The organism is Streptomyces sp. NPDC003393, from assembly GCF_053589015.1.
This window is the reverse complement of sequence record NZ_JBSFRB010000068.1, coordinates 1-26072: the sequence shown is the minus strand read 5'-3', so window position 1 is coordinate 26072 and position 26072 is coordinate 1. Positions and strand designations below refer to the sequence as shown.

The following is a 26072-nucleotide window of genomic DNA, read 5'->3' as shown; positions in this document are numbered from 1 at the left end:
AGGACCTAGACAATCCTCATTCTTGCTGGTCAGAGGCACTTTCTGCTTTCCTGACCACCTGCCGGACAACCCTCTTCATGAAAGCGCGAGGTTAGCGCGTCGACACCTGCCTCAGCGAGCGCTCACATGATCCCTGAGGGAGATCTTCCATTTTGCCCCACAGCCTGTGCCATGTGTGGTAGAGGCAAGGCGACAAGGCTTTGAGGGTTCAGCGCGCACCACAAGCGCACCAGACCGAGCGGGAAACAGCGGGAAACCACGGTGAAAGCCGCCGAGGCCGACGAGGCGGCACCCATACCGTTCACCCAGGTCAGCACCCGAACCGACCGCAAATGATCGCAGCTTCCCAAGCTGAGAGCGCGAGTTCGATTCTCGTCACCCGCTCCATACTTGAGGCCCAGGTCAGAGACCTGGGCCTTGTCGTTGTGCTCGGTGATCACTCGCCGTGTGCCAGATTCGCGCTCCCGCCCCGCAGTGCGCTACTGATCTCCAGAAGGCGCCCTTCGGGCAGAGCGAAGGCGTTGCTGGGGTTCCGGTAGGAGTGCCCACCGTCGTTGATCCAGACGTCGTCTGCCAACCTCCACCGAGCGGGAGTCCATTGGCCCTGGTTCTCAAGGAGCATCCTTGCCACCTCGGTGGGCTCTTCGATCACGGTGAGAGCATCGAGCGCAGTGGTGAGAGCCGCGGTTGCATCGTCAGGAAGCAGCGCGTCGCCGAGTGTAGGGAAAAGCAGCAAGAGACGGGCGTCAGCATCACCAATGCCTTCTGTAGCCGATTGCCGAGCAGCGGACAGCAGTTCCGGCCAGGCCATGCCGGGCCCCATGAAATGACCGTCGACCACGGCGAGGGTTTCCGCTTCGGACCAAGCCGGCTGGTGGATCAGATAGTCCACGCCCCATTCGTCCACGACGTTGCGGTAGACGACGTAGATGGTGTGACCGGAGCGCAGCTGCACGCTGAACACCGGCCACTCATGCTCGGCGGACAGCGTGCGATACAGCTCCATGGCCGCATCCCAGTCGGCGCCGAACGCGGCTCGTTGTGCGTCGTCCCCACGCAGGCAGGAGCCGAGGTGCACAGGCCAGAACAACGGGTCGGCCAAGTAGGCGTCGCCCCAGGCCAAGGGGCCGCCTTCGTATCCGGGGATCTTGAGCACATGCAGATACTGGCACGCCGGACAGCCACGGCGTCAGGAGCGAGGTTCAGCCGGCTTCTGTCTCAGTTTCCGCCTCGTTCAGTGTCGTTCGCGCACGATCAGACGAGACTGGAGCCAGTGGCCGCTGGCTCAACCGGCCGCCCGTGAACGCAGGTGAACGGCTCCGTTCGGGCGCCCGTAGCCACCAATACGGTCGGAAAGCATGCGTATGGCGCCGAGACGGCTCATCTCCCGCGTTGACGTCAGCCTTCGCTGTCAGTCCAGAGCTGTACTGCTTGGCGCTGAGCAGGTGGGGAGCATGTGCCGGTGGCCGTCTACGAGACGGCTCTGCCGGCTGGGGACGCGGACTGCTTCCACCTACGGGACGGCCCGATCCGTGGGAGTTGGTGCTGTCGGCGCGCCCATGGCCGTCCCCGGCCCGACCAAGTGGGTTGGTGACGGCTGTGGCGGCGGAAAGGCCGCAGTTCAAGAGGTGGCTGGGGCGTCCACGGTGTACGCGGGCGACCAAGTCGCTCAGGAGCTTTTGTGGGGAAAGAACGTGACCGGCGTGTCGTCCGTGTACTGGGACTCGCCGCCGGGCAGGCAGTTCGCGTCGGGATCGGTGCCGAGCCCATCACAGTGTTGGGCGCTCAGCCGGATGAAGACCGTGGTCGTGTGGGCCCCGGCGCTGAGCGGGCGCAGCGGGGGCGTGGCGAAGCTGGCCATGCGGACGTCGGCTTCGACGTCCAGATCCACGCGGCGCAATACCTGACTCCTGCTGAAGGTGTAGCTGCGTTCCCGCGCGGTGCCGATGTCGTTGACGATCCGGACGCCGCGGAACTTCGCCTTGAAGTCGGTCATGGGGCTACGGCGTGCGGGTCTGTAGCCAGGGGGGTATACGGCGCCCTTCGCGCTCGCCGCCGTGCCCCATGCCGGGAAGGTCCGGACCCACTTCTCGTCCACGAACGCCTCGCGGCACGGGGGCGGCCCGATGAGCCGCTGACGGACGCCGAGGAACTTGTTGAGGTTCATCCCCTCAAACACGCATGCGTGTTTGAGGGGCGGCTTGGCGGTCCGCGTCGCAAGTGTCTCCTGTGCCTGCGCGGTACCGCCGTATGTCAGGGCCGCCGCCAGGGCCAGCACCATGCACACCACGGCGGTGCGCAGACGGGCTCGGGTCCGGGACTGAGTCATCGCGCTGTGACACCTCTCCGGTCGTTGGGACTTGTGCAGGGGACGATGACCTGCGCCGAGGAAACCCCGAACCGGACACTCCGGACTTCTGCCAGATGGTCCAGCGTGCTGCACTCGCGCGAGCGCCGATCTCCGGGCCCCCCGGCGCTGCCGCGGTTCTCGAGTTCGGCGACAGCGCTCCGCGCGTCAGAGACCGCCCCGCGCGTCAGCCGTACCGTGGCCGGCGGTAGCGGTCGGTTCGCAGGCGCCGGCGGGACGGGCGGCGGCCGGCCCCGTCCTGTGGCCCCGATCATCTGGCCCGATGCCGTCCGCGGTCATACTTCAGGGGCCGTACCGGCGCGTGACGCAGGCCACTGGAACTCCTCCGGTGTCGCGGAGAGAAGTGGTCGTGAGGGACTCAGCAAACGATGTGCGCCGCCGTGTGCGCGAAGGGGACCGCGAAGCGTTCGCCCAGCTGTACGAGGAGTTCGCCCGCGCCGTGTACAACCACGGCTTGCGGTTGACCGGCGACTGGTCGACAGCCGAAGAGATCATGTCCGAGACGTTCCTGACCGCCTGGCGGACCCGCGCACGGGTGCTCGAGGACGGAGGGTCCCTGCTGCCGTGGCTGCTGGGCATCGCCACCCACAAGGCGGACAACGCCCGCCGGGGACAGCGCAGACGGCAGCTGTTCCTGGCGCGTCAGCCGCAGCCGCGGATGGAGGAGGACTTCGCGCCCCGGACCGTGGGACGCATCGACGACGCGCGGCGGCTGCGTGCCGTCCATGCCGCCCTCGGCCGGCTGCGGCGCCAGGAGCGGGAGGTACTGGCTCTGTGCGTGTGGTCCGGCCTGGACTATCAGCAGACGGCCGAGGCCCTCGGCATCGCCGTCGGCACCGTACGGTCCCGCCTCTCGCGTGCCCGCAAGAAGCTCGCCCGGTTCGCGGAAGAGGGCCGGGAACCGCGCGCCGGCCGCGGAGAGATGACAAGTGCGGCCGCGATCGCGGCCCTGCCCGTACGGGAGGAGCTCACATGAACGACAGGATCACCGGCGCTTCCCCGGAGCGGAACGGCGACCGCGAAGAGATCGCCCGCCTGCTGCCGGCCCCGGCCGACTGGGACCTTCCGCGCGAGCAGCACCTTCGTCACAAGGAACTGCTGATGCACCACATCGACCGCGACCAGGCGACCCGTACCCGCCCGGCCCACCGGCTGCTGCGGCCCGCGCTCCTGGCGCCGGCGACCGCTCTGACCCTGGTCGGCGCGCTGGCCGCCGGCATCGCCCTGAACGACGGCGGCGGGAAGCCCTCCGCCACCGCCTCGCACCGTGCCACCACGCACATGCGGCCCGCCGCGGCCCTCCTGGACCGGATCTCGAACGCCGCACAGGGACGCACCACGCCCACCGTGCGGGACGACCAGTTCGTCTACACCCGGGAGAAGATCCGCGGGGCCGACCTGACCAGCGGGAAGGCCGTCCTCGGCCCGCTGACGGACCGAGAGGTGTGGACCGCGCAGGAACCGGGGCCCCTGCACCGGCTCGGTTTGATCCGCGAGAACGGTGAGACCCTGCCGATCAACGCCGAACTCGGTGACACCGACGGCACCCCGGCCGGCATCGACCGGCCCACCTACCACTGGCTCGGCTCGCTGCCCACCGATCCCGACAAGCTGCTGGCCTATCTGTACGCCAACACCCCGCGGGCCAAGGGCCGGGAACGCGACCAGGCGGTGTTCGAGGAGATCGGGTCCCTGCTCGGCGGGGTGATGCCGCCCGGTACGGCCGCCGCCCTCTACCGGGCCGCGGCGAAGATCCCCGGCGTCACCCCGGCCCCACAGGCACGCGACGCGATCGGCCGCCGGGGCCTCGGCATCGCCCGCGACGACACCCGCTACGGCATCCGGACCGAGTGGGTCTTCGACGAGAGGGACTACTCCTTCGTCGGCTCCCGCAGCTGTCTGGTCAAGGACACCTCGTACGGAAAGGCCGGAACGCTGCTGGCCAGCGAGGCAGTCCTGGAACTCGCCGTCGTCGACAGGGCCGGACAGCGGCCCGCGGACGCCGATCGCACCCGGGCCCAGCGCCGGAGCTGACCGCGCGCCCTCGCAGGAGCGGGATGGCCGGATCGCCGAGGCAGGCCCCGACGGTCCGAGCGCCGGCCCGAGCCTCCGGCCGCCTCGAGGATCAGTGCGACATCGCGAATGCCGGGTCGGTGCCCGCGGGCGCCCCGACACCAGCGATCGCCCTCGGCCGCGGGGCACAGCCTCGGCACCGGGGCCGGCGTCACGGGCGGCCGCCGGCCATGTGTGGATCCCGCGGTCGTCGCGACCGCGATGCGGCCGGGTTCCGGGCGCGGGACCATCGAGACATGGGTGATTCCGCCTCCCGAGTGGGATCACGGTTCTCGGCCCGGAACGGTTCCTGACAGGAAGGGCGGCGTGGTGGAGGGTGTGGCGCCCGGCGGGAAGAGCGAAGGGAGGCGGTCGACGGCCCGGCCGTTTCCGTGGCGGCAGGTCGTCGAGCAACTCGGTACAGCCCTGGCCGTCGTCGACCCGTCCGGGCGGATCGTCGGGGTCAATCCGGCCGCCGAACGGCTGCTGGGCCGTGCCGCCGCGGCGACGTCGGGGCAGGACGTCCATGATCTGCTCCACCGCGGGCCGGACGGCGCCCGCATTCCCCGGGAGAACTGCCCGCTGTTGCGGGCGCTGGCTGAGCGAAGTCCCGCTCGCGGGTCCGACGACCTGTGGCTGCGGGGTGACGGACGCCTGGTTCCGGTCTCCTGGTCGGCCTCGCCCCTCACGGACGACGGCTCCCCGGCCGGCATGGTCGTCGTATTCAGCGAGTCCCGGATCGATCGCGGCGCGCATCGGGAACGTGCGGAACGTGCCGCGCGGGCGGCCCGAACGAGTGCGCTCGAAGACCTCACCGAGCGGTTGACGCTGGTCGCCGAGATCACCGACGTACTCGGACAGACCCTGGAGGTCGATGAGGCCCTTGCCCGGCTGTGCCGACTTCTGGTGCCCCGCCTGGCCGACTGGGCGGCGGTGGACCTCAGGGTCGGCTCCCGGCAGGTCCACCGGGTGGCGGTGACGGGCCCGCAGGGCCGCGAGGCGGGGCAGGAGGACTGGCACGGTCGCCTTCCGCCGGCCGCGGAGGCACCCCGCTCGGCCCTGGTGCGGGTGCTGAACGGAGGCGCTCCCGTTCTGGAGGACGAGGTCGACACGGCCGCACCACCCGACTCCGCTCTGGCCGCCGTCCACAACGGCTTCCTGCGGGCCGTGGGCGCGACCTCCGCCGTCACGGTGCCGCTGGGCACCACACGGCAGCTCACCGGTGCCCTGACGCTGGTACGCACCGGCCCCGCGCACCCCTTCGGCACCGGCGACCTGGAGGTGGTGAGCGACATCGGCCGCCGGGTCGGCCTGGTCATCGACAACGCCCGCCGTTTCGGACGCCAGCGAGCCGTCGCCGAGGCCATGCAGCGCAACCTGCTCGCCCCGCTGCCCCAGCCCGGCCGGCTCCGCTTGGCCGCCCGCTACCAGCCCGCCCCGGCCGGCTCCCAGGTCGGCGGCGACTGGTACGACGCGTTCCAGCTGAAGGACGGCACGACCGCGCTGGTCATCGGTGACGTCGTGGGCCACGACCTGACTGCCGCGGCCGGCATGGCCCAACTGCACGGCATCCTGCGCTCCCTCGCCTGGGACCACACCGGACCGCCCGGCGCCGTCGTCGACCGCCTCGACGACGCCCTGTCCGCCATCACCACCGTCGAGATGGCCACTCTCGTCCTCGCCCAGGTCAAGGGCCACCCGCACACCGGCCCGTGGATGCTGGAGTGGACCAGCGCCGGGCACCCGCCACCGCTCCTGCTCACCCCCGGCGGGAACGCGCAGTATCTCGAAGCCGGGCAGGGTCTTCTCCTGGGTACCGGCCTGAACACCGCCGCCGGCCCGGGCCGGCGGACTGCGACCTGTCCCCTGCCCGCGGGCTCCACGCTCCTGCTCTACACCGACGGCCTGGTCGAAGTCCCCGGCAGCGACCTCGACACCGGCCTCGACCGGCTGCGCCGCCACGCTCTCGCGCTTGCCCAGGAACCGCTGGACACCCTGTGCGACGAGTTGTCGGCCGGGATGCCCCCCGGCAGCACCGATGACATCGCCCTCCTGGCCTTGCGCCTGGCGACGCCGTGACGCCAGGCGCCGGCACTCGGCGCTCTCCCGCGCGCTCCCGGGCGCCCGCACCGCCTCGAAGCGCCCGCCGGTCGTCCGCGATGCCGGACCACATCGGCAAGCACGGCCACCCGTGCCGGGCATACGCTTCAGAGGGGACCCGCCGCGGAGCGCCGGGTCGGGACGGCCGCGCGGCGCGCACGGTCCGTGCACCGTCCGCCCACGTCTGCGCGCAGCGTCCGCTTCGTGCTCGTCGCGCCCGAAGGGAGGTGGGTATGGCTCAAGACCGCTTGCCCTCCGCCGAGCACGGGAGGTCCGTATCGTCACCCCGTCACCGGAGGCCGCCCGCCACGTCGCCGACGTGCTCCGCCGCTGCTTCGTCTCGGACGAGCAGCGCAGCTACCCCGCCGGCCGCGAGGGAGCAACCCGTCTCCATCTCACCATCGACACCGCGCACACCGCGGCACCCGCGCGGTCCTGCCCGCCGGCGGCCGGCGGGCCGACACGGCAGGACCCCCGCACACGGACGAGGTGTGAGCAGCAGAACGACAGCCATGACGACACTTCGCCAACGCAAGACCAACCGGAAAGCGGTCCTGGAATCTCTCTACGGGGCCGTCGCACACAATCGCCCCGAAGTCAGCGGCGCGGCACTCCGCGACGAACTGGGCCTGCCCGACGATGATCTCTTCGCGGCCTGCACCTATCTGGCCGACGACGGCCTGATCAGCGTCGACTGGACATCGCACCGGACCCCCGCGGCCGTCGCACTGACGCACGAGGGCATCCGCCTCATGGAGGAACTGGAGGAACAGGAGGACCGGGACAAGGCGGTGGAGACGCGGTCGGACGGCTGACCCGCCCGGTTCTGACCGACCGGGAGTAGCCTGACCGCACCGAGAGCATTTCGCGCAGCGCGACCGGCGGTGCCGTTCCCGGCGAGTGACGAAACGGGCAGTCGCCCCGCGGCTCCCGGGACGGGACCGCACGATGGAGCCCAGCAGCAGGTCGGCCGAAGACGCGTCCGCGGCTCATGCGCACACGTACCGCATGCCCCCGCCCCGCCTGGCCCTCACCCCGGACGTCAGCCACGGCCCGCTGGACGGGGCCTGGTGGCCGCGTTGCGACGCGCTGGAACTCGAACTTCCCTCGCTGATCGGTTCGTTGGAGCCGGATGCGGGCGCCGCGGTACGGGTCAGCGTGGACCCCGCCGAATGGCCCGACGCCCCGAACACGGTCATGGCACCCGGCCGGGTGATCTCCGTGGAGCCGGCCGGGCCCGGAAGCGAGGCACACGTCATCACTCTGGACTGCGGCACCGTGGGGCGCTGGGTGCTCCTGGTCGTCCCGCCCGGTGAGCCCGCTGCTACGGCCGCCCGGCTGCTGGCCGCCGCCACCGCCCCCGACAACCCGCTGACCGCCGCACGGTTGCTGACGCTCGCCGAAACCGATCGCCTCGACGGCACAGCCGGGGAGGCGGAATGAGGCACCCGGCTTCGATGCTGCCGCGCGAGGCGTGGGCCGACGGCCGCGCCCGAGCCGGCTGGACGCACGGCGTCCGGTGACCTCCGCCGGGCAGACCCCGCGCGCCGCCGCGGCGGTCCCCTCGACCACTTCCCCGCTTCCCCCCGCCCCCGCGTACGTCGGCGCGCAGGACGCCTGGGAGGGATGACCGGCTCCTGACGGCGCCCGGACATGGGCGCCGGGGACTGTCGGTCGTACCACCGGGAGGCGGTCGGACGCGTCAGCGCCTCACTCAGGTGCGCCGCCGGTCCGACATCGGCACCGTGCCGCTCCGTGGGCCGAGTCCGGCCGGGCGCCGAGGGAAATCTGTCACGGCGGACGCACATCTGCGCACCTGCCGGAGTCAGGGTTGTTGCGCGACACGGATGGTGCCGGCACTTTCGGAAGCCGGTGCCAGGTACGCCCAGGTCGGTCGCCGCGTCCCCGAACGAATGTGCCATGACCGCTGAGAACACCCCTGTCGCCGGCAACCTGGACGACGACTATCCCGCCTACACCATGGGGCGGGCCGCCGACGTCCTGGGCACCACCCCCGCCTTCCTCCGGGCCGTCGGTGCGGCCGGGCTGATCGCTCCGCTGCGTTCGGAAGGCGGTCACCGCCGGTACTCCCGCCGCCAGTTGCGTGTCGCCGCCCGTGCCCGTGAACTGGTCGACCAGGGCACCCCCGTCGAGGTCGCGTGCCGCATCGCCTCCCTCGAAAATCAGCTCGACGACGCCCTCCGCCTGAACCGGGAAATGTGCCGGAAGCTGGACGAGCCCGGTACGGAAATCTAGTCCCGCCACCACAGAAATACAGACTGGCACGGCGTGAGAATCATGGAACACCCCGAAGGTGCACGACGGTTTACACCCTTCCTGTGTTAACGTGATAGCAGTTGCAGTTTTGATTACCGGAAAATTTTTTCTTCGCAAGAATTTCCGGATCTGTCCGGAGGGGTGATCATCGCGGCGACTCGACTCCGTGAAGTGCGGAGTTCGGTAGTGCCCCTCAAGGGAGATTCATATGGCATCTGGCATCGTGAAATGGTTCAACGCGGAAAAGGGCTTCGGCTTCATCGAGCAGGAGGGTGGCGGCCCGGACGTCTTCGCCCACTACTCGAACATCGCCACCCAGGGATTCCGTGAGCTTCAGGAAGGCCAGAAGGTGACGTTCGACGTCACGCGGGGCCAGAAGGGCCCGCAGGCCGAGAACATCGTTCCCGCCTGACGCTGAGGCGAACCGTCGCGAGCCAGTGGTTCGCACATCATGTGGCCGGGACCCGCGCTCTTGGGGTGCGGGCCCCGGCTCATTGATTTTCCGGTTCTCCGGACTTCCCCGACCGCCGGCCGCGCCGGCTTCGGCGCCGCGATATCCGGATCTCCTTGTTTCTTCCGCTCATTCTTGCGAAATCCGTGCGGCCGTCACCGCCGATCGGAATTCCTCGACGCCCCGCATCGAGGAAGGTTCCTCCCTGAACCGCACGCGTCGCACCGGCCCCGCTTCCGGTGGTTTCCGAGCGACGGAAGGTCCACGCAGCGCGGTCGGCTTCTCCGGTGTTCCTCCCCACTCCTGTGGAGACATCCATGCGCATCGTCATCGCCAGATTCCCCTTCGACCTGATCAAGAGTGAGGTCGAACAGTTCATGAGCGGCATCACGCCCGAGCCCGCCACCGGCGTGTCCGTGACCATCGGCCGCCAGGTGTACCCCGTGATGCAGGTAGGGGCGGTGATCACCAAGTTGGACCGCCGCGACATCACGACGGCCGAGATGCGCCGGGCACTGGTCCGTCTCGGCTTCACCTGCCACGAGGCACGCCCGGTCACACCGACCTGGGACGCGCGAGCCGGCGAGGACACGCCCGGTTGGTGAGACCGTCGACAGCGACGGCGAACGGCGTGTCGTTCGCCGTCGGGACGCCGAGGGTGCGACGCCCGGCCGGCAGCGATCCGGGTACGCGAAGGGTGGTCGTCCGATGGGCCCGCTCCAGGAACCGCCGGTGGTCCCCGACGGCGCTTGCGTGACCGCCGGTGTGAGTCCGACACGACATGACCGGTCCGGCCCGTGGAGCCGGTGACCACCACGGCCTCTGTCGTACCCGCCCCGGCAGCGTCCGCCGTCCCGACGGCCTCCCCCGGCGTGTCGGTGCCCGCCCCGCGCCGACCGGAGCCCTCCGCCGACGCCTCGGGCAAGCCCCTGGCGGGGCATCGGGTCCTGGTGCTCGGTGGCGTCCATGCCGAAGCCGCGGCGGCTCGTACGCACGTCGTCCAACTGGGCGGCTCCGCGGCGATCAACCTGTCCGCCAGCGTCACCGACGTCGTGCTTCTGCCGGGAGGGGAAGACGACCGGCGCATGAGGCGCATCACCGCCCTCGAACTCCCCGTGCACGACCGGCACTGGCTCTCCGCTCCGACCGCGACGGTCCGGAGTGCGCCGGCTCTGCGGCTCGAGGAGCCGCGCGTGATGCCGAGGGGCGGTGTCGTCGACCTGCCCATGTCGCAGGGCGGACCCGCGCCGGAGTGGTACGTCACCGCCGGCTGGGCCCCGCGGTCCGACTGCGAGATCGATGTGGTGGCCTTCCTTCTCGACGAGGACGAACAGGTCACCTTCGACGAGGACTTCGTCTTCTACGGAGCTCCGGAAAGCCCCGCCGGGACCGTGCGCCTGCTGACCGGTGGTCCTGCCGAGCAGACCATCGCCCTCGACCTGGCGTCCCTGCCACCCGCGACGCGGAAGATCGTCGTCGCCGCGGCCATCGACGGCGCCGCCACCTTCGGGAGTGTCGGCGCGATCCAGATCGGCGCGGCACCCGGCAGCAGCGGGGCACCTCTCGCCCGGGCCACCCTGGACGCCGCCACCACCGAACGCACGATGCTGCTCGCGGAGATCTACCGCCGGGGCCCGCTGTGGCGGCTACGTGCCGTCGGCCAGGGCTACGACCACGGCCTTGCCGCCCTCGCCCGCGGATACGGCGTCGACATCGCCGACTGAGCGACGGTGGCGAGGCAGGGCAGGGCTGTTCCGCGAAGAACTGCGCACGGCGGCTCGAACGTTCGGCTTCGGGTCCGGACCAGTGTGAACGCGGCGGCCGCGTCCGACGTCGACGCCCTGGTGGCCTCGTTCTTCGAGCAGGACTTCGGCGCCGAACCGGCGAGCAGCTTCCACATGCTGTGCACATGCTGCAGCGAGGGCCGGGTCGACTGGGACGAGGCCGCCACGCCGACACACGGCGGCTCACAGACCGTCTGGCTGGCCGCCCTGAGGCCGGGGCTCGGCAGTTGCTGGACGCCTGGGCGAAGGGTGACGGACGCAGCTGGAACGGACTGGAGCTGTTCGGTTGAGCCCCCGGAAGTGAGCGGGCGGCTTCGCGTCGGTCCTGGCCCGTACGGTTCCGCTCTCGGCCGAGAAATGCAGACCGACCTGTTCACCACGATCCGCGGGGCGTTCCGCCCGCGCTGAGCGGCCCTGTCCGCGGTCGGAGCGCGCCGGATGTGCGCCCCTGCCGTACCGGAGAGTGCGCCGCCCGGTCGGGGGTGCACTCTCCGGGCACCCGGTGCGCGGCTCGCGGGTCGTCGACGAGTGTGGTCATGATGAGGAGGTACCCCGCCCTCGCGCCGAGCCCGGCCGGCAAGTGGCCGGAGGGGAAGGAGCGACATGCGACAGCGCGGAATCCTCACCTTGGCGGCGGGACTGTGCACTGCCGCCTCACTGGGCCTGGCAGCACCGCATCCCGCATCGGCCGCGCCCGCCCACTGTTCCTACGCGTCACCGTCGGACCGGCCCATGCTCACGTACGGTGACAAGGGCACGGCGGTCGAGCAGGCGCAGTGCCTGAGCAACATGTGGGGAGGCGTGCCGCCCAAGCTGGCTCTCGACGGCAGGTTCGACTCCGGAATGCTGAAGAAGATCGAGTGGATCCAGGGCTGCCACGGCCTGCCGAGGAACGGTGTCATCGAGGCCCGCACGTGGGAGGCGCTCTACCATCCGGCTCTGGACTGTTACGACCCCTACCCCGGATGACCCGGTCGGCGCCGCCTTCCCGGACGCCGCGGGTCAGTCGAGTCCCCGCCGTTCCCTGAACCGGGCGGCGGCCTCGGCGAGGTCCACGATCGGGGCGGGGTAGTCGAGGCCCGCACGGGCGGCCGTGTCGAGGCGGGGGACGCGGTGGAGCGCGGCGGCGTCGAGGTGACGGAGTTCGGGGAGCCAGCGGCGTACGTACTCGCCTCGGGGGTCGTACCGGCGTGCCTGGACGAGTGGGTCGAGGAGACGGTTCGGGCGGGTGTCCGTGCCGGTGCCGGCGACCCATTGCCAGTTGAGCTGGTTGTCGGCCAGGTCGCCGTCGACCAGGAGGTCCAGGAAGTGGCGGGCTCCCACCCGCCAGTCCACGTACAGCGTCTTGGTGAGGAAGCCGGCCGCGAGCAGTCGGCCCCGGTTGGGCATCCAGCCCTCGTGGGCCAGTTGTCGCATGGCGGCGTCCACGACGGGGTAGCCGGTGCGGCCCTCCCGCCAGGCCTCGATCTCCCGCGCGGCGTGACGCCAGCGGTCGTGCCGGGGGCGGTAGTCGTGGTCGGCCGCGTCGGGGCGGGCCGCCAGGACCTGGTGGTGGAAGTCCCGCCAGGCGAGCTGGCGGACGAAGGCCTGCGCCCCGGCGTTGTCCTGGGCGCGGGCCAGGTGCAGCAGTTCCACGGCCGAGAGGCAGCCGAAGTGCAGGTACGGGGAGAGCCGGGAGGTCGCGTCGGCGGCCAGGTCGTCGTGCTCGTCGGCGTATGCGGGCAGCGGGCCGGCCAGCCAGGACCGCAGCCTGCGGCGGGCCTCGGACTCCCCGCCGGGGGGCAGGTCGGGCGATGGGGAGCCAGGCGCGAGGGACTGGGCGCGCGGAAGGCCGGCCGAGCCCACGTCCGGTACCGGTACGGCGTCCGGTGCCGGCAGGACGCCACGCACCGAGAAGCTCTCCCAACGGCGGAAGTACGGGGTGAAGACGGCGAAGTGGCCCCTGTCCCTGCCCACGGGCGTCAGGGCCCCCGGCGGTACGACCGTCACCGAGGCCTCGTGGACGCGTAGTGCGCGTCGCTCGCCGTCCAGCTCGGCGCGCAGCCGGTCCTCGCGCCGAGCCGCGTAGCGGCTCACCCCGCCCGCGAGGTGCACCGCGCCGGCCCCGGTCTCCGCCGCCACCCGGCAGGTCTCCTCGACCACGTCGCCGACGCGCACCACCAGCCGGCCGCCCCGGGCCCGCAGGGACGCGTCCAGGTCGGCCAGGCTGTCGGCGAGGAACGCCGCGCGGTTGGGTCCGGCGAAGCCGGTGCGGCGGATTCCGGTGTCGACGACGAAGAGCGGGACCACCCGTTCCGCGTCCCGCAGAGCGGCCTGGAGGACCGGATTGTCGTGCACCCGCAGGTCGGCGGTGAACAGGGCGACCGAGACGCGCACGATGGCTTCGGACCTCTCAGTGGGTACGGGCCGGTTCAGGGGCGGCCGATTCGGCCGCCGCGGCGATGTTGCGGGCCATGCCGCCGAAGACCGCGGCGTGGAAGGGGGCCAGGCTCCACCAGTAGGCGTGCCCGGCCAGACCGTGCGGATGGAACAGGGCCCGCTGCCGGTACACCGTGCGCCCCTGTGGATCCCGGTCGACGGCCATCTCCAGCCAGGCCAGGCCCGGCAGCCGCATCTCCGCGCGCAACCGCAGCAGCCGGCCCCGCTCGATCTCCTCCACTCGCCAGAAGTCCAGGCTGTCGCCGACCCGCAGCCGGGTCGCGTCCCGGCGGCCCCGGCGCAGACCGACACCGCCCACCAGGGTGTCCAGCCGCCCCCGCAGGGACCAGGCCAGCGACGAGGAGTACCAGCCGTGCTCGCCGCCGATCGCCTCCACCACCCGCCACAGCGCCTGCGGCGACGCAGCGACCGTGTGCTCGCGGTGGTCCCTGTAGAGGCTTCCGCCCGCCCAGTCGGGGTCGGTGGGCAGCGGGTCGCTGGGGGCGCGGGGAGTCGCGGCCGAGGACCACCTGGTGGCGACATCCGCGTCCCGCACGCGCCGCAGAGCCAGCCGGATCGCCCGGTCGAGGGTGACCGGTCCCTCCGGCGGGTCCGGCACATAACGGACGATGTCCCGCTCCGCGCAGACCACCTCGTGCTTCAGCGACTCGACCAGCGGGCGGGCGAGGGCGCCCGGCACCGGGGTGACCAGACCGACCCAGAGACTGGACAGCCGGGGGGTGAGCAGCGGAACGGGCACGATGACGCGTTTCGGCAGCCCGGCGGCGACGGCGTACCGCCGCATCATCTCCTCGTACGTGACGATGTCCGGTCCGCCGATGTCGAAGGTGCGGTTCACGTCGTGCGGAAGCCTCGCGCATCCCACGAGGAAGCGGAGCACGTCGCGGACGGCGATCGGCTGGATGCGGGTGCGCACCCAGCTCGGGGTCACCATCACGGGCAGCCGCTCGGTCAGATACCGCAGCATCTCGAACGAGGCCGAACCCGACCCGATGATCACGGCCGCCCGCAGGACGGCGGTCGGCACGCCCGAGGCCAGAAGGATGCGGCCCACTTCGGCGCGGGACCGCAGATGGGGTGACAGTTCGTGCTCGGACACCCCGGAAGGGCTCAGTCCGCCGAGGTAGACGATCCGGCGGACGTCGGCGGCCCGCGCCTGCTCACCGAAGATCCTGGCAGCGCGCCGGTCGGTCTCCTCGAAGCCCCGGCCGGTACCCAGCGAGTGCACCAGGTAGTAGGCGACGTCCATGCCCTCCATGGCCGCGCGCACGGCTTCCGCGTCCGTCACGTCCCCGCGCACGGCCTCCGCCTGCCCGGCCCACGGATGGTCCCGCAGCTTTTCGGGCGACCGGGCCAGGCAGCGCACCGAGTGCCCGGCGGACAGCAACTCCGGCACCAGCCTGCCGCCCAGGTAACCGGTGGCGCCGGTGACCAGACAGCGCAGCGGCCGGTCGTCGTCGGTCATGCCGGTCACACCCCCGCCTGTCGACGGCGCCTTGTCCGACGGCGGCGGACGGACCGGGGCGCGGGAAACGGCGGCATGGCGCTCATGTCCTCCCGGGAGGTGCCTTCCGATGTGCTCTGCGGCTGTTCCTCTGAGCCCATGCTTGGGGCCGAGGACCAGCACCGCAACCTCGCCGCTCCCTCCCGGCCGAAGGGTGCCGACGACGGGCTCGGCGCCCGCCTCTGTGACGGCCGTCCGAGAGCACTCACCGGTCCGCGGGAAGCATGCGCCACGACGCCGGGGCGGTCAGGCGGGCGTCCAGGGGCGGAGCTTGTCCGGGTTGCGCACCGCCCAGATGTGCGTGATCCGGTCGTCGTCGGCGACCTTGAACGCGAACACCGTCTCGATGCTGCCGCCGGACTCGAACACCAGGCCCGGCAGCCCGTTGACCGTGCGTTCGAGCATCGTCCGGGGCGGTGCGAACCGGGCGATGGTCAGGTAGAGGCGGGCGATCTGCTCGGCGCCCTCGATCGGCAGCAGGTGGGCGATGGCGCGGCCACCGCCGTCGGAGACCGCGGTGGCGCCGGGGTCGAGCAGGCCGAGCAGGGCGTCGATGTCCTGCGCCTCCCAGGCCGCCTTGAACCGCCGGACGACGCCGGCCTGCCGGGCCGCGTCCGGGCTCGCCCCGGTCCGCGCGGCGGCGACGCGGCGGCGGGCCGAGGACGCCAGTTGGCGGCACGCCGCCGCACTGCGGCCGACGATGTCGGCCACCTCGGCGAACGGGTAGCGGAAGACGTCGTGCAGCACGAACGCCACGCGCTCGGCCGGGGTCATCGACTCGAACACGACGAGGAAGGCCATGGTCACCGACTCGTCGAGGGTGATCTGGTCGGCCGGGTCCACGCCGGCGCCGCCGGCCGCCCCGGCGATCCGCTCGGCCGGGTCGGGCAGCGGCTCCGGGACCCATTCGCCGACGTACGTCTCCCGCCGGGCGCGCGCCGAGCGGAGCATGTTCAGGCAGATGCGGCCGGCCACCTTCGTCAGCCAGGCGCCCGGTGACTCGATGGCCTCCTGCTGTGCCCGGGACATCGCGTACCAGCGGGTGTAGGTCTCCTGGACGACGTCCTCCGCGTCGGCCAGGGACCCGAGCATCCGGTAGGCGAGATTGAGCAGCTGCCGCCGCTCGCTCATGATCGCGCCCAGGCCCGGGTCCTGCTGGTCCGCTGCCTGCCGCTGTGACTGTTCCGACGGACTGGTCATGCGCTCTCCGGTTCCCTCGTTCACGTTCCCTCCCCATGACGACGTATCGGAGTGGCGGAATGTGAGGCCGGCGGCTCACCTCACATTCGGTGGGGCCGCGTTGTCGGACCGGTGAAGAGGAGAACGCCATCCGAGGACAGGACACCGAGCATGAACGACTTCCAGGAGATCGCCGACCGTGTCGAGATCGAGGCACTGCGCGGTGAGTTCACGGACGCGGCGATGATGCGCGACCGGACCCGTCTCGCCGCGCTGTTCACCCCCGACGGCGTGCTGCGCATGCCGAACGTCCCCGTCGAGCTCACCGGCCGGGAGGAGATCCGGACCGGAGGCGAACGCCTGCAGAGCCAGTGGGACTTCTTCGTGCAGAACAGCCACCCGGGCACGATCCGGATCGACGGCGACACCGCCACCGGCCGCGCCTACATGCAGGAGATCGCCCGCCTGCTCGACGGCCGCTCGGGCCTGAACTTCGCCGTCTACCACGACACGTACCGGCGTACGTCCGAAGGCTGGAAGTTCGCCGAGCGGGTCTACGAGGTCAGGTACGTCGACACCACCCCGCTGGGCGGCTCGGCGCCCGGGCCCGACGCGCACGACTCCGGTGAGACCGCGGACGGCGGCCCCGTGCGAGGCGCCGGCGAGACGGGCGGGGCGCCCGCGGCGGCCGGCGACTTCGCCGCGCCCGCGTCCGCCGAACGCCTGGACCGGACGATCGCCGCGCTGCGGGCGAACGGCTTCGCCGCCGAACTGCTCGACGACGCGGCGGCGGCCCGCGCCCGCGTCAGGGATCTGATCCCGGCGGGCGCGAGCGTGTTCACCGGGGCCAGCGAGACGCTCCGGCTCTCCGGCGTCGCGGAGGACATCGAGGCGGGCGACCACTGCCAGGCCGTCCGGCCGCGCGTGCTGAGGATGGACCGCGCCACCGAGTCCGACCGGATCCGCCGGCTGGTGGCCACCCCCGACGTCTTCGTCGCCAGCGTCGCGGCCGTCACCGAGACCGGCTCGCTCGTCATCGCCTCGGGCAGCGGCAGCCAGCTGCCCGCCTCCGCCGGCGGCGCCGGGCGGACGATCTGGGTCGTCGGCGCGCAGAAGGTGGTGCCCGACCTGGACACCGCGCTGCGCCGGGTCGAGGAGCACGCCCTCCCCTTGGAGACGGAGCGCGCCCAGGCGGTGTACGGGCAGCCGAGCGCGGTCAACCGGCTGCTGGTCCTCAACGCCGAGCCGCAGCCCGGGCGCGGCACCGTCCTGCTGCTGCGCGAGGCCATCGGCTTCTGAGCCGCGGCCTGCTCCGGCGGTGCGATCGCGACGCGAGCGCCTCTTGACGGCCGCCCGGTCGCCGGACCGTGACGGCGGCGCCGGCCCGGCCCGCCCGCCGACCTCGACGGCGTACGCGACCCCTACTCCTGGACCGGGACGTCCGGATGGGTGGCAAGGAAGATCATGCAGGCGGTCGCCGCCGCTGCTCCCAGGAGGGAGAGGACGCCACCCGGCACGGCGCGCGGTCTGTTCGCCCGGCCCGACGCCGACGCGAGGGACCGCGCCGGTCGCCCGCCTCGTCAGCGCCCGGTGACCTGCGGGGCCCACGCGCAGGCCTCGACTGCTGCCTCCAGCAGCGCGCGTTCGGTCGGGGTGAGGGGGTAGAGGGCCGCCGGGCCGAGGGAGGGGTCCAGGTGGGGGCGGACCCGGTCGGCGTCGGCGGGGGTCAGGTCGAGGAGCGGCTTCACCAGGATGTTGAGGGGGTGCTCCAGGTCCTGGACGATGGTGGAGTAGAAGGAGTCCGAACCCCGGGTGGGGATCGCGAGGCCGCCCTCGTAGACCGCCAGACGTCCGTAGGGCGCCGACACGAACGTCCCGATGGCGCGCGAACCGCGCAGGTCGTCGTCGCGGTTGTCGGGGCCCGTGGGCACCAGGAACTCCGGGGAGCGGGTGCGCTCCAGCGTGGCCATGTCGTAGTGGTAGTTGACGTTGCCGCCCTCGGCCACCAGCAGGTTCCACGCCGCCACCGGGTGGAGTCCGAAGATCGTGCGCGGGGTGGACTCGTAGCCCGCGTACAGGCCCCGGATCCGGCCGCCGAGGATCTGCCAGCGGTACAGGCCCTTGTCCAGGCCGGCGGTCACGATGGAGTCCCCGGTGAAGGTGATCGCGTTGAACTCGCCGTGCCGCACGGACTCCGTCACGAGGTCGTACAGCGGCTGCAGCCGGCTGTCGGTGACCAGTAGCCGGGTGCCGTCCGCGAAGGCGATCCGGGTGCCGGTGGCGTCGACGGCGAACAGGTCGGCGCGGCGCAGGCCGTACTCCCGCAGATCGAGCTGCTCCTGCTCGCCGTCCGCGAGGCCGAAGGCGACACCGAGCAGCTTGGTGCCGACCACCCAGCCTGTGGCGGTCGGCTCCACGACCGCGTCCAGCAGCCCGCTTCCCGAGGCGAGCACGGCCTCGCGGCCTGGGGTGTACTCGACGAGCTCCGTGTCACCGCGGTAGCCGCCGCTGTCGAACTCGCGGCGCGCGATGACGGTTTCGCCGTCGAGCGCGCACAACGACCAGTGCTGGGCGGGACCTTCGTACAGCGTGTTCCGTACGCCCGTGCGGTCGACCGTGACGACACGGGAGGTGTGGAGGTCGCGGCCCGTGGTGTCGAGCGCCACCACGGGATGCCGGACGCAGAAGCCGGCCGGCTTCGCGAAGCCCATTCTGGCGGGCACCCGCACGGTCGTACGCTGGAACAGCTCCGCGCCGAGCCGGGCCGCTTCCTTGGTGTCGATGCCGGTGAGCACGGCGGCGAGCCGGGCGTCGGCGTCCGACGGCGGGGTCCACCTGCGGAGTTTCAGGTGCGCCGCCGCGGCCACCGCCTGCGGCAGCGGCGAGGACAGGATCTGCCACCACAGGCCGAGCCATTCGCCCTTGCGGGCGAGTTTGCGTGCCTGGCCGACCGGATCCGATCCACCACCGATGCGTGGGATCACCCTGTGTCGCCTCCCCGTTGGTGTGCATCCGCGACCGGACGCGCGTACGGATTGCGTACGACGCCGTCGCATGCCCGCCGTACGACGGCGTACGGCGCATGTACGAACCCGCTTTCCCGCTGTGTCACACCGAGAACCATCCGCCGGGCCTGATGTCCACGCCGAGCTTCCGCAGCGTGGCCTCCTTCAGCCTGGGATCGAAGTCTCCGATGGCACCGGCCGCGTGGACCCGTACCGAACGCCCCTCGTCCGGGGAGTCGGCCAGCTCGCGCAGCAGACGCAGCCCCTCCTCCCGGTCCACGTCCCCCAGGGCACGCGCGGCGCTCACCCGGCCCTCCCCGGCCGCTGCGGCGACGTGCTCGCGCAGCAGGCGCAGCCCCGCCTCCCGGTCGCGGCGGGCCAGCAGCACGGCTGCCTGGAGGCGCGGCGCGGCGTCCCAGCCCGGCTCCCGGGCCAGTGCGGCCAACAGGGGTTCGCCCTCCGCCGGTGCGTAGTGGGCGAGTTCGGCCGCCGCACGCAGCCGGTGCTGGGGCTCCTGTCCGGCGGCGCGGGCGATGACGCCGAGGATCCGTACCCCCTCCTCGCGGTCGTGCTGCGCGAGCAGTACCGCGGCGTCGCAGCTGTACCGGCCCGGCAGGCCGCCGTCGGCGAAGTCGCGCAGCAGGGGGATGCCGACGGGCTCGTAGCGGGCGAGCCGGTGGGCCGCCTCGACGCGGTAGCCGGCGTCGACGCGCTCGTCGCGGGCGATGCGTTCGAGGAGCAGCGTCGCCTCGGCGCGCTCCTGGTCGGCGTGGTCGGCGAACGCGGCCAGCGCGTCGGCCGCGTACACCCGGCAGTCCGCGAAGAAGCGGCCGTCGGCGGCGAACCGGCGCAGCCACTCGGTTCCGGCGGCCCGGTCGTGGGCGCGCAGCCCGAGGGCCGCCTCGACCCGGGCCAGGTCGGGGCAGTGGGGGTTGGCGACCAGTGCGCGCAGCCGGGCGGTGCCCCCGGGCGTGTCGTGCTCGGCGAGCCGGGCGGCGGCCTGGGCGCAGTAGCGGGACGTGGTGTCGTCCGCGAACCGGGTGAGCAGTGCGGTGCCGGCGTCCCGGTCGACGTGCGCCAGGTGGGCCGCCGCGCCGATCCGCAGGTGCAGGGGGAACGAGGGGTCCGCGGCGAAGTCGCCCAGCAGCTCGGTGCCGCGGGCGTCGTGGCCGGCCAGGGCCGCCGCGGCGTTGACCCGGTCGACCGGTACGGAGTCCGGGCCGGTCGCCATGTCGTGCAGGCGGCGCTGCTGCCCGGGCAGATGGGCGAGGGCCGTATGGGTCTGCTGCCAGTCGTGGACGACGGGGGCCGGGTCCGCCTCGCGTTCGCCGGGGTGCCGCCAGAGCGTCTCGAGGATCCGGTCGCGGGTCTCGTCGTCGCACATGCCCTCCGCGACCAGCCACGCCGCCTGCTCCACCCGCCGGGGGTCGGCGGCCAGCCGGCGGGCCAGCTCGCGCTGGAGCTCGGCCGGCCGCCGGTCGAAGGCGAACAGCGCGGCGACGCGGGTGCCGGGATCGGCGAGGGCGTCGCCCCAGGCGTCCGGGTCGGCGCCGAGGCGGTCCCGGTAGTGCTCCGCGGCCAGGTACTCGGCGAACGTCCGGTGCAGGAACCGGGGGTCGGGCCCGTGGACGTCGACGACGAGGCCGGTGGCGTCGAGCAGTGCCGCGACCGTGCGGTGCAGGGCCGGGTCGTGGGTGCCGGGATCGGTCGGATCGTCACCGTCCTGCGCGCCGGTCAGCAGCCGTGCGGCGGCCTGCGGCAACGGCGTGCCGTGGTGCAGGTACGCGTCGGCCAGGTCCCCGAGGAAGCCGCGCAGGGCGGTGGTGACGGCGGCGTGGGCCGGCGCGTCGCGGGCGTGGCGCTCGCGCAGCCGGACCAGGAGTTCCTCGACCCGGTCCCGCAGCCAGGGCTCGTACGGATCCTGCCGCTGCGGGAACCGGCCGAGGAACTCCGCCACGGCGCGCGCGTACAGGTCGACGCGGCGGCCCCGCAGGTGGGGCTGCCCGCCCGGGTCGAAGTACTGGCCGACCGCCAGCTGCGCGAGCAGGGGCAGCCGCACCAGGTCGAGTACGTTGCTGGTGCGCGCGTACGCCAGGAACTCCGCCGCGCGGACGGCGGCCCGCTCCCGGATCACGGGGTCGGCGAGCCGGTCGGCGCCACCCGTCTGATGGGCCATGACGAACCGGTGCAACTGCTCGTCGGAGAACGGCTGGAGACGGAACTCCGTGACGCCGACGCCGGTGAGGCTGCGCCAGGTGCTGTCGTGCAGGGCACGGGTGGACAGCATCAGGCGGCGCTCCATGCCGGGCCCGCCGGTGCTCTCCCGGGCCGTGGCCAGCAGCAGCTCCACCACCTGCCGCCAGTCCTCGGGCCGGGTCACCTCGTCCAGCGCGTCCACCAGCACCAGCACCCGGGCGCCCGGCACGGGCGGACCGGCCTCCAGCAGGACGCGCGCCCGGGGCGGGACGGCCGCGGCGAGGGACTGTCTGCCCACCAGCTCCCGCGCGGCGATCCGCAGCGGCAGCAGCGGCCCGAACGGGGCTTCGTCGGGCCCCTGGCCGCGGGTCGCGCCGCGCCACCACCGCCAGGCGGTGACCTCGACGTACTCCAGCAGGCTGGACTTGCCCACGCCCGGCTGGCCGGTGACGACGATGTGCCGCACCGTGGGGTCGGCGAGGAGGCGGCCGACGGACACCGGCTGCCCGGTGACCCGGAGCGGACGGGGGCCGTCGCTTCCGGCGGACGGACCCGAGGGCGGCGCGGCCGGGCCCTGGGCGTCGCGGTCCGTGGTCGTGTCGAGGTACTGCTGGGTGTAGACACGGGCCAGTTCGCCGGGTTCGGTGGCTCGGTAGGTGAGGCCGCCGCGGTCGCCCACGGCGTCGGTCTCGGGCGCGGCGTCGAGCAGCTCGGGCGGGAGCAGCGGACGGTTGCGCCGCTGCCACCAGGCACGGACCGGTGAACTCCAGCGCTTGGCCGGGGGGCGGGACAGCGGGGTGTCCGAAGCTGCGGGCCGGCCGCCGGGCTCCGGCTCCCCGACGCGCCCGCGCGCCCATACGCCCGCGCCGCCGGCCCACCGGATCCAGGCCGCCAGGCCCGGGTCGTCCGCGAACGCCGCCGCGGGGACGGCCCGCAGCTCGGCGACCGGTCCCGACCGTCCGCCGGCGTCGGCGGTGACGATTCCCACGAGCCGGTCCCCGGCGAACAGCGCCGCACCGGACATCCCCGCCCAGCCGCTGCCCGGGGTCGGCCGGGCCAGCGCGCCGGTCGTGATGATCCACTGCCCGGACCGCACGCCGGACAGCGGATGCACGACCCCGCTGAACTGCCGCGACTCGCGCATCCCGCTCACCACGTCGTGGTCGGGGAAGCCGACAGCGGTCACGTCGACCGGGTCGGCGGAGGTGAGGTCGGCCCAGTACGTCGGCGCCCACCCGGCCGGTGACGCCGGCTGGTGGACATCGGTGACCAGCAGCAGCGCGACATCGCTCTCCGGCCGCCACCAGACGGTCACCGCGTCCCGGAAGGGCCGGCCCCTGCGGGCGTCCGCCAGCGCGCGTACCCGGCATGGCGGGCGGTCCCGGGACAGCGCGTCGAGGGCCGCCGGCGACAGGGGGCGGCGCGGCGGCGGCTGTCCGGGCGGCGGCTCGCCGGCGCGTGTGGTGCCCTCGGCGGCGTGCCACACCGTGAGGACGAGTTGCGGCGCGACGAACCATCCCGAACCGACCACGCCAGCCGACGGGTTGAACACCTCGGCGACGCGCTCGGCGCTCAACGCCACGGCCGGGTCCTCCTCAACGCGGCTCGCCGTCGACGTCCGCCGTCACCCGGACGGGCCCGTCGCCGCGCGCCGTCACCGGGTTGAGGGTGAGCGACAGCCGGTGCGTCGTCTCCGCCGCCGCCTTCCCGGCCGCGCCGAACGACACGACCCCGAACCGCAGTCCTCCGTTGCCCGATCCCTCACGGGTGATGGCGAGCGCCAGCTCGATGTCCACGGGCCCGAGTTCGAAGCGCAGCGGATGCCCGTCGCCCCGCGCCATCGCCGCGGTCAGCTCCGCCCGCAGCGCCTCGATGGTCTCGGCCAGTCCCCCGGCGACCGCCACGCTCTCACTGCCCATCAACGACCCCTGCAACGACTCGGCTGACAACTGGCCCGCGGCTTCGCGCGCGGTTCCATGATGTCATCCGTATCCCTGTGCGCAGGAGTGGAGTTGGGCCGCGCCGAGAGCCGCCTGTGCGCAGCCTGGTGCGAGTGAGGGAGGGGGTGGACATGCCGCGGGCACGGACGATCGTGGTCGTCGCACCGGCCCCGGGGCGTCGGCCGGTGCTGGAGGAGCAGGAGCTGGCTCCTGGGGTCTGGGCCCTGCGCCGACGCCGACGACCGACCGGTGCGGGACGGCGGCGGACGCCCGGTGTCGGGGCCTCCGCCGGTCCGGCCCGCTCCGGCCGGGGCCGGACGTCCACTGGGCCGAGGCCGGACCGCTGGGCCGAGGCCGGGGTGGTCAGGCCGATGCCTCAGCCGGTGCGTCCGCCCGCTCGGGCGTCGGCTCGAGCGCCGGGTGCGCGGTCGTGGCCGTCGCGCCGGTGCGGGCCGCGTCGCCCACGACGCCTCGCCGGCGGGTCGGCAGGAAGACCGGGTTGGCAACTCCCCAGGCCGCGCCCTTGCAGACCAGTTCCTTGTAGACGGCGGCGAGCCGTCCGGTCAGGGCGGCCCGGACCGCGCGGTCGTCGGCGGTGACGTACTGGATCAGTCCGTCCCTGCGGCCCAGGGAGATGCACTGGTTGAAGTAGCGCATCGGGGTGTTCGGGAGCTTTCCGCCGGTCAGGCGGGCCGTGATGGCGTCGGCGGCCTGCCATGCGGTGGGCACGCCCGAGGCGCAGGACATCCGCAGCGGCTTGTCGCCGGGGCCCGGCGCCATGGCCGCGTCACCGATGGCGTACACCTCCGGGTGCGAGAGCGAGCGCATGGTCCGGTCGACCATGATCTGGCCGCTGTCGCCGGTCTCCAGGGTGGTGGCCTTCGCGATCGGGTGGACGGCGAAGCCGGTGGTCCACACGGTGACCGCGGCCGGGACGGTCGTTCCGTCCGCGGTGGTGACGTGGTCGGGCCCGACGGCGGTGACGGAGGTGTGCTCGTGCACCGTGATGCCGAGTCCGCCGAAGGCCTTCCGCAGGTGCCGGCGGCCCTTGGGCGAGAGCCAGTCGCCGAGGCCGCCGCGGGCGGCGAGGGCGACGTCGAGGTCCGGGCGGGCCTCGGCGATCTCCGTCGCGGCCTCCAGGCCGGTGAGTCCGCCGCCGACGACGACCACCGGCTGTCCGGGGCCCAGGCCCGCCAGGCGCTCGCGCAGCCGGAGCGCTCCGGGGCGGGAGGCGATCTGGTGGGCGTGCTCGGCGACACCGGGGACGCCCTGGTCGTCCCAGGCGCTGCCGAGCGCGTACACGAGGGTGTCGTACTCCAGTTCCTCGGCGGGCCGGTCCGCCCCGTCGCCGTCGCCGGGCGTGACGGTGACCGTCCGGCGGTCCACGTCCACGCCGGTGACCCTCGCGAGCCGCACGTCGACGCCGGTGCCCGCGAACATCTCGGCGAAGGGGCGGGGCGCGAGCTCCTGGCCGACCGCGAGCTGGTGCATCCGGACCCGCTCGACGAAGTCCGGTTCGGCGTTGACGAGGGTGACGGCGACGTCCTCGCGGCGCAGCCGCCTGGCGAGGCGCCCCGCGGCGATGGCTCCGGTGTAGCCGGCTCCCAGGACGATGATGCGGTGCTGCATGTCCGAGCTCCTGTCTTCGGCGGGTTCGCCCCCTGAACCGGGCGGCCCGCCGTTTCCTGACAGGAACGCGGTGTGAAGCACCTCACATCGCTCAGAAGGCGGCGTCGAGCACGGGTACGCCGTGGTCGGTGGCGGCCCAGCGCCTGGTCGCGCGTTCGAGCTTGTCGGGGTTGGCCTGGCTGCGGAAGGCGGCGATGCCGTCGGCGGTGACCTCCAGGCAGATGACGCCGACGACCCGGCCGTCGAGGACCGCCACGAGGGCGGGGTCGCCGTTGGCGGTGACGGCGTAGACCTCGGGGCTGCCGCCGACCAGGGCCTGCTTGGCCTTGCCCGGCTTGAACAGGCCCCGCATGAACGTCGCGACCGCGAGCGCGCCCTCGAACGGCTTGGTGCGTGCCGGGATCTTCCCGCCGCCGTCGCCGATCGCGACGGCGTCCTGGGTGAGCAGCCGTACCAGCGGCTCGGTCCGGCCGCTCGTGGCGGCCGCGAGGAACTCCTCGACGACCCGCCGGGCGGCGGCCCGGTCGATCTCGGTACGGGCCTTGCCGTCCGCGACGTGCTTCTTGGCGCGGTGGTGGATCTGCTGGCTGGCGGCCTCGGTGATGTCGAGGATCGCGGCGATCTCCCGGTGCGGGTACGCGAAGGCCTCCCGCAGCACGTACACCGCCCGCTCGTTGGGGGACAGCCGTTCCAGCAGGACCATGACCGCGTACGACACCGACTCGCGCTGCTCCGCGGTGTCGGCCGGGCCCAGCATCGGGTCGCCGGCGAGCAGCGGCTCGGGCAGCCATTCGCCCACGTAGGACTCGCGCCGCGCGCGGGCCGAGGTGAGCTGGTTGAGGCACAGGTTGGTGAGCACCTTCGTCAGCCAGGCCTCGGGGACCTCGACGTGGTCGACGTCGGCGGCCTGCCAGCGCAGGAACGTCTCCTGCACGGCGTCCTCGGCCTCGCTCGCCGAGCCGAGGAGACGGTAGGCGATGGCCTCCAGGCGGGGCCTGGAGGCCTCGAACCGGTCCACGTCGCTCATGGTCAGGGCCATGTCCTGGATCCTAGTAGTGCTTGGTCAGGTCGGTATCGGTTGTGGCATGTCGCGGTGACACGTGGGGCAGGCGCCGGTCCAGACCGCGAGGAGTAGCTGCAGTTCGCGG

General features: G+C 72.9%; 21 protein-coding genes and 1 pseudogene. 12 read left to right on the top strand and 10 right to left on the bottom strand.

The features are described 5' to 3' along the window. Positions 1 to 436: 436 nt before the first annotated feature. Both ACWDUZ_RS37030 and ACWDUZ_RS37025 read right to left on the bottom strand, forming a co-directional pair. Positions 437 to 1156, bottom strand: a complete 720-nt coding sequence (locus ACWDUZ_RS37030; protein WP_451636224.1) for a hypothetical protein — start codon at positions 1154 to 1156, stop codon at positions 437 to 439. Between the two features lie 513 nt (positions 1157 to 1669). Further along, positions 1670 to 2281, bottom strand: coding sequence for a hypothetical protein (locus ACWDUZ_RS37025; protein ID WP_451636223.1), 612 nt, complete (start codon positions 2279 to 2281; stop codon positions 1670 to 1672). Positions 2282 to 2738: 457 nt separating this feature from the next. On the opposite strand from ACWDUZ_RS37025, the gene ACWDUZ_RS37020 reads away from it, so the two are divergent. The 11 genes and pseudogenes from ACWDUZ_RS37020 (at position 2739) to ACWDUZ_RS36970 (ending at position 12001) form a co-directional block, all read left to right on the top strand. After that, positions 2739 to 3344: an RNA polymerase sigma factor gene (locus ACWDUZ_RS37020; protein WP_451636225.1), complete on the top strand. Its 606-nt coding sequence runs from the start codon at positions 2739 to 2741 to the stop codon at positions 3342 to 3344. Further along, complete coding sequence (locus tag ACWDUZ_RS37015; protein ID WP_451636222.1) at positions 3341 to 4402, top strand: CU044_5270 family protein; 1062 nt, start codon at positions 3341 to 3343, stop codon at positions 4400 to 4402. The genes ACWDUZ_RS37020 and ACWDUZ_RS37015 overlap by 4 nt, the downstream gene beginning before the upstream one ends. Positions 4403 to 4747: 345 nt before the next feature. Next, complete coding sequence (locus tag ACWDUZ_RS37010; protein WP_451636221.1) at positions 4748 to 6499, top strand: SpoIIE family protein phosphatase; 1752 nt, start codon at positions 4748 to 4750, stop codon at positions 6497 to 6499. A gap of 533 nt (positions 6500 to 7032) precedes the next feature. Continuing rightward, on the top strand, positions 7033 to 7335 hold the full coding sequence (locus tag ACWDUZ_RS37005) for a hypothetical protein (protein ID WP_451636220.1): 303 nt from the start codon (positions 7033 to 7035) through the stop codon (positions 7333 to 7335). A 193-nt stretch (positions 7336 to 7528) separates the two neighbouring features. Then, complete coding sequence (locus ACWDUZ_RS37000) at positions 7529 to 7963, top strand: DUF5994 family protein (protein ID WP_451636219.1); 435 nt, start codon at positions 7529 to 7531, stop codon at positions 7961 to 7963. 477 nt (positions 7964 to 8440) lie between these two features. Next, positions 8441 to 8776, top strand: coding sequence for a helix-turn-helix domain-containing protein (locus ACWDUZ_RS36995; protein ID WP_451636218.1), 336 nt, complete (start codon positions 8441 to 8443; stop codon positions 8774 to 8776). A gap of 229 nt (positions 8777 to 9005) precedes the next feature. Next, complete coding sequence (locus tag ACWDUZ_RS36990; RefSeq protein WP_030173795.1) at positions 9006 to 9209, top strand: cold-shock protein; 204 nt, start codon at positions 9006 to 9008, stop codon at positions 9207 to 9209. A gap of 356 nt (positions 9210 to 9565) precedes the next feature. Further along, a complete protein-coding gene (locus ACWDUZ_RS36985; RefSeq protein WP_451636217.1) occupies positions 9566 to 9853 on the top strand; it encodes an SCO5918 family protein in 288 nt (95 codons plus the stop codon). Between the two features lie 183 nt (positions 9854 to 10036). Next, positions 10037 to 10972, top strand: a pseudogene (locus ACWDUZ_RS36980) (TerD family protein); the annotation flags it as partial. A gap of 84 nt (positions 10973 to 11056) precedes the next feature. Beyond that, the gene (locus ACWDUZ_RS36975; protein WP_451636216.1) at positions 11057 to 11440 is read left to right on the top strand and encodes a hypothetical protein; all 384 of its coding nucleotides are present in this window, start codon (positions 11057 to 11059) and stop codon (positions 11438 to 11440) included. A gap of 195 nt (positions 11441 to 11635) precedes the next feature. Beyond that, positions 11636 to 12001 carry a peptidoglycan-binding domain-containing protein gene (locus ACWDUZ_RS36970; RefSeq protein ID WP_451636215.1) on the top strand — a complete coding sequence of 122 codons (366 nt, stop codon included), beginning with the start codon at positions 11636 to 11638 and terminating at the stop codon, positions 11999 to 12001. A gap of 33 nt (positions 12002 to 12034) precedes the next feature. Here the strand turns inward: ACWDUZ_RS36970 and ACWDUZ_RS36965 are convergent, their stop codons facing one another. From ACWDUZ_RS36965 to sigJ, 3 genes are all read right to left on the bottom strand, one after another. Then, on the bottom strand, positions 12035 to 13408 hold the full coding sequence (locus ACWDUZ_RS36965; RefSeq protein ID WP_451636214.1) for a cryptochrome/photolyase family protein: 1374 nt from the start codon (positions 13406 to 13408) through the stop codon (positions 12035 to 12037). Between the two features lie 16 nt (positions 13409 to 13424). Next, positions 13425 to 14936: an SDR family oxidoreductase gene (locus ACWDUZ_RS36960; RefSeq protein WP_451636213.1), complete on the bottom strand. Its 1512-nt coding sequence runs from the start codon at positions 14934 to 14936 to the stop codon at positions 13425 to 13427. A gap of 285 nt (positions 14937 to 15221) precedes the next feature. Next, positions 15222 to 16175, bottom strand: coding sequence for an RNA polymerase sigma factor SigJ (gene sigJ / locus ACWDUZ_RS36955; protein ID WP_451636212.1), 954 nt, complete (start codon positions 16173 to 16175; stop codon positions 15222 to 15224). A gap of 150 nt (positions 16176 to 16325) precedes the next feature. Here sigJ and ACWDUZ_RS36950 point away from each other — a divergent pair, with 150 nt between their 5' ends. Continuing rightward, positions 16326 to 17453, top strand: coding sequence for an LUD domain-containing protein (locus tag ACWDUZ_RS36950; protein WP_451636211.1), 1128 nt, complete (start codon positions 16326 to 16328; stop codon positions 17451 to 17453). 281 nt (positions 17454 to 17734) lie between these two features. Here ACWDUZ_RS36950 and ACWDUZ_RS36945 read toward each other — a convergent pair whose 3' ends face one another. The 5 genes from ACWDUZ_RS36945 to ACWDUZ_RS36925 form a co-directional block, all read right to left on the bottom strand. Continuing rightward, positions 17735 to 19138, bottom strand: a complete 1404-nt coding sequence (locus tag ACWDUZ_RS36945; protein ID WP_451636210.1) for a hypothetical protein — start codon at positions 19136 to 19138, stop codon at positions 17735 to 17737. A 124-nt stretch (positions 19139 to 19262) separates the two neighbouring features. Further along, a complete protein-coding gene (locus tag ACWDUZ_RS36940) occupies positions 19263 to 22937 on the bottom strand; it encodes a hypothetical protein (RefSeq protein ID WP_451636209.1) in 3675 nt (1224 codons plus the stop codon). Between the two features lie 13 nt (positions 22938 to 22950). Further along, positions 22951 to 23274, bottom strand: a complete 324-nt coding sequence (locus ACWDUZ_RS36935; protein WP_451636208.1) for a trypco2 family protein — start codon at positions 23272 to 23274, stop codon at positions 22951 to 22953. Between the two features lie 384 nt (positions 23275 to 23658). Next, complete coding sequence (locus tag ACWDUZ_RS36930; RefSeq protein WP_451636207.1) at positions 23659 to 24924, bottom strand: NAD(P)/FAD-dependent oxidoreductase; 1266 nt, start codon at positions 24922 to 24924, stop codon at positions 23659 to 23661. Positions 24925 to 25015: 91 nt separating this feature from the next. Further along, positions 25016 to 25963 carry an RNA polymerase sigma-70 factor gene (locus ACWDUZ_RS36925; RefSeq protein ID WP_451636206.1) on the bottom strand — a complete coding sequence of 316 codons (948 nt, stop codon included), beginning with the start codon at positions 25961 to 25963 and terminating at the stop codon, positions 25016 to 25018. Between the last annotated feature and the right edge of the window lie 109 nt (positions 25964 to 26072).

Coding starts and splice junctions, on each gene's coding strand:
- ACWDUZ_RS36930 (WP_451636207.1), bottom strand. CDS start 24,924: ATGCAGCACCGCATCATCGTCCTGGGAGCCGGCTACACCGGAGCCATC.
- ACWDUZ_RS36925 (WP_451636206.1), bottom strand. CDS start 25,963: ATGGCCCTGACCATGAGCGACGTGGACCGGTTCGAGGCCTCCAGGCCC.
- ACWDUZ_RS37025 (WP_451636223.1), bottom strand. CDS start 2,281: ATGGTGCTGGCCCTGGCGGCGGCCCTGACATACGGCGGTACCGCGCAG.
- ACWDUZ_RS36985 (WP_451636217.1), top strand. CDS start 9,566: ATGCGCATCGTCATCGCCAGATTCCCCTTCGACCTGATCAAGAGTGAG.
- sigJ (WP_451636212.1), bottom strand. CDS start 16,175: ATGACCAGTCCGTCGGAACAGTCACAGCGGCAGGCAGCGGACCAGCAG.
- ACWDUZ_RS36935 (WP_451636208.1), bottom strand. CDS start 23,274: ATGGGCAGTGAGAGCGTGGCGGTCGCCGGGGGACTGGCCGAGACCATC.
- ACWDUZ_RS37000 (WP_451636219.1), top strand. CDS start 7,529: ATGCCCCCGCCCCGCCTGGCCCTCACCCCGGACGTCAGCCACGGCCCG.
- ACWDUZ_RS36970 (WP_451636215.1), top strand. CDS start 11,636: ATGCGACAGCGCGGAATCCTCACCTTGGCGGCGGGACTGTGCACTGCC.
- ACWDUZ_RS36995 (WP_451636218.1), top strand. CDS start 8,441: ATGACCGCTGAGAACACCCCTGTCGCCGGCAACCTGGACGACGACTAT.
- ACWDUZ_RS36960 (WP_451636213.1), bottom strand. CDS start 14,936: ATGACCGACGACGACCGGCCGCTGCGCTGTCTGGTCACCGGCGCCACC.
- ACWDUZ_RS36950 (WP_451636211.1), top strand. CDS start 16,326: ATGAACGACTTCCAGGAGATCGCCGACCGTGTCGAGATCGAGGCACTG.
- ACWDUZ_RS37005 (WP_451636220.1), top strand. CDS start 7,033: ATGACGACACTTCGCCAACGCAAGACCAACCGGAAAGCGGTCCTGGAA.
- ACWDUZ_RS36990 (WP_030173795.1), top strand. CDS start 9,006: ATGGCATCTGGCATCGTGAAATGGTTCAACGCGGAAAAGGGCTTCGGC.
- ACWDUZ_RS37015 (WP_451636222.1), top strand. CDS start 3,341: ATGAACGACAGGATCACCGGCGCTTCCCCGGAGCGGAACGGCGACCGC.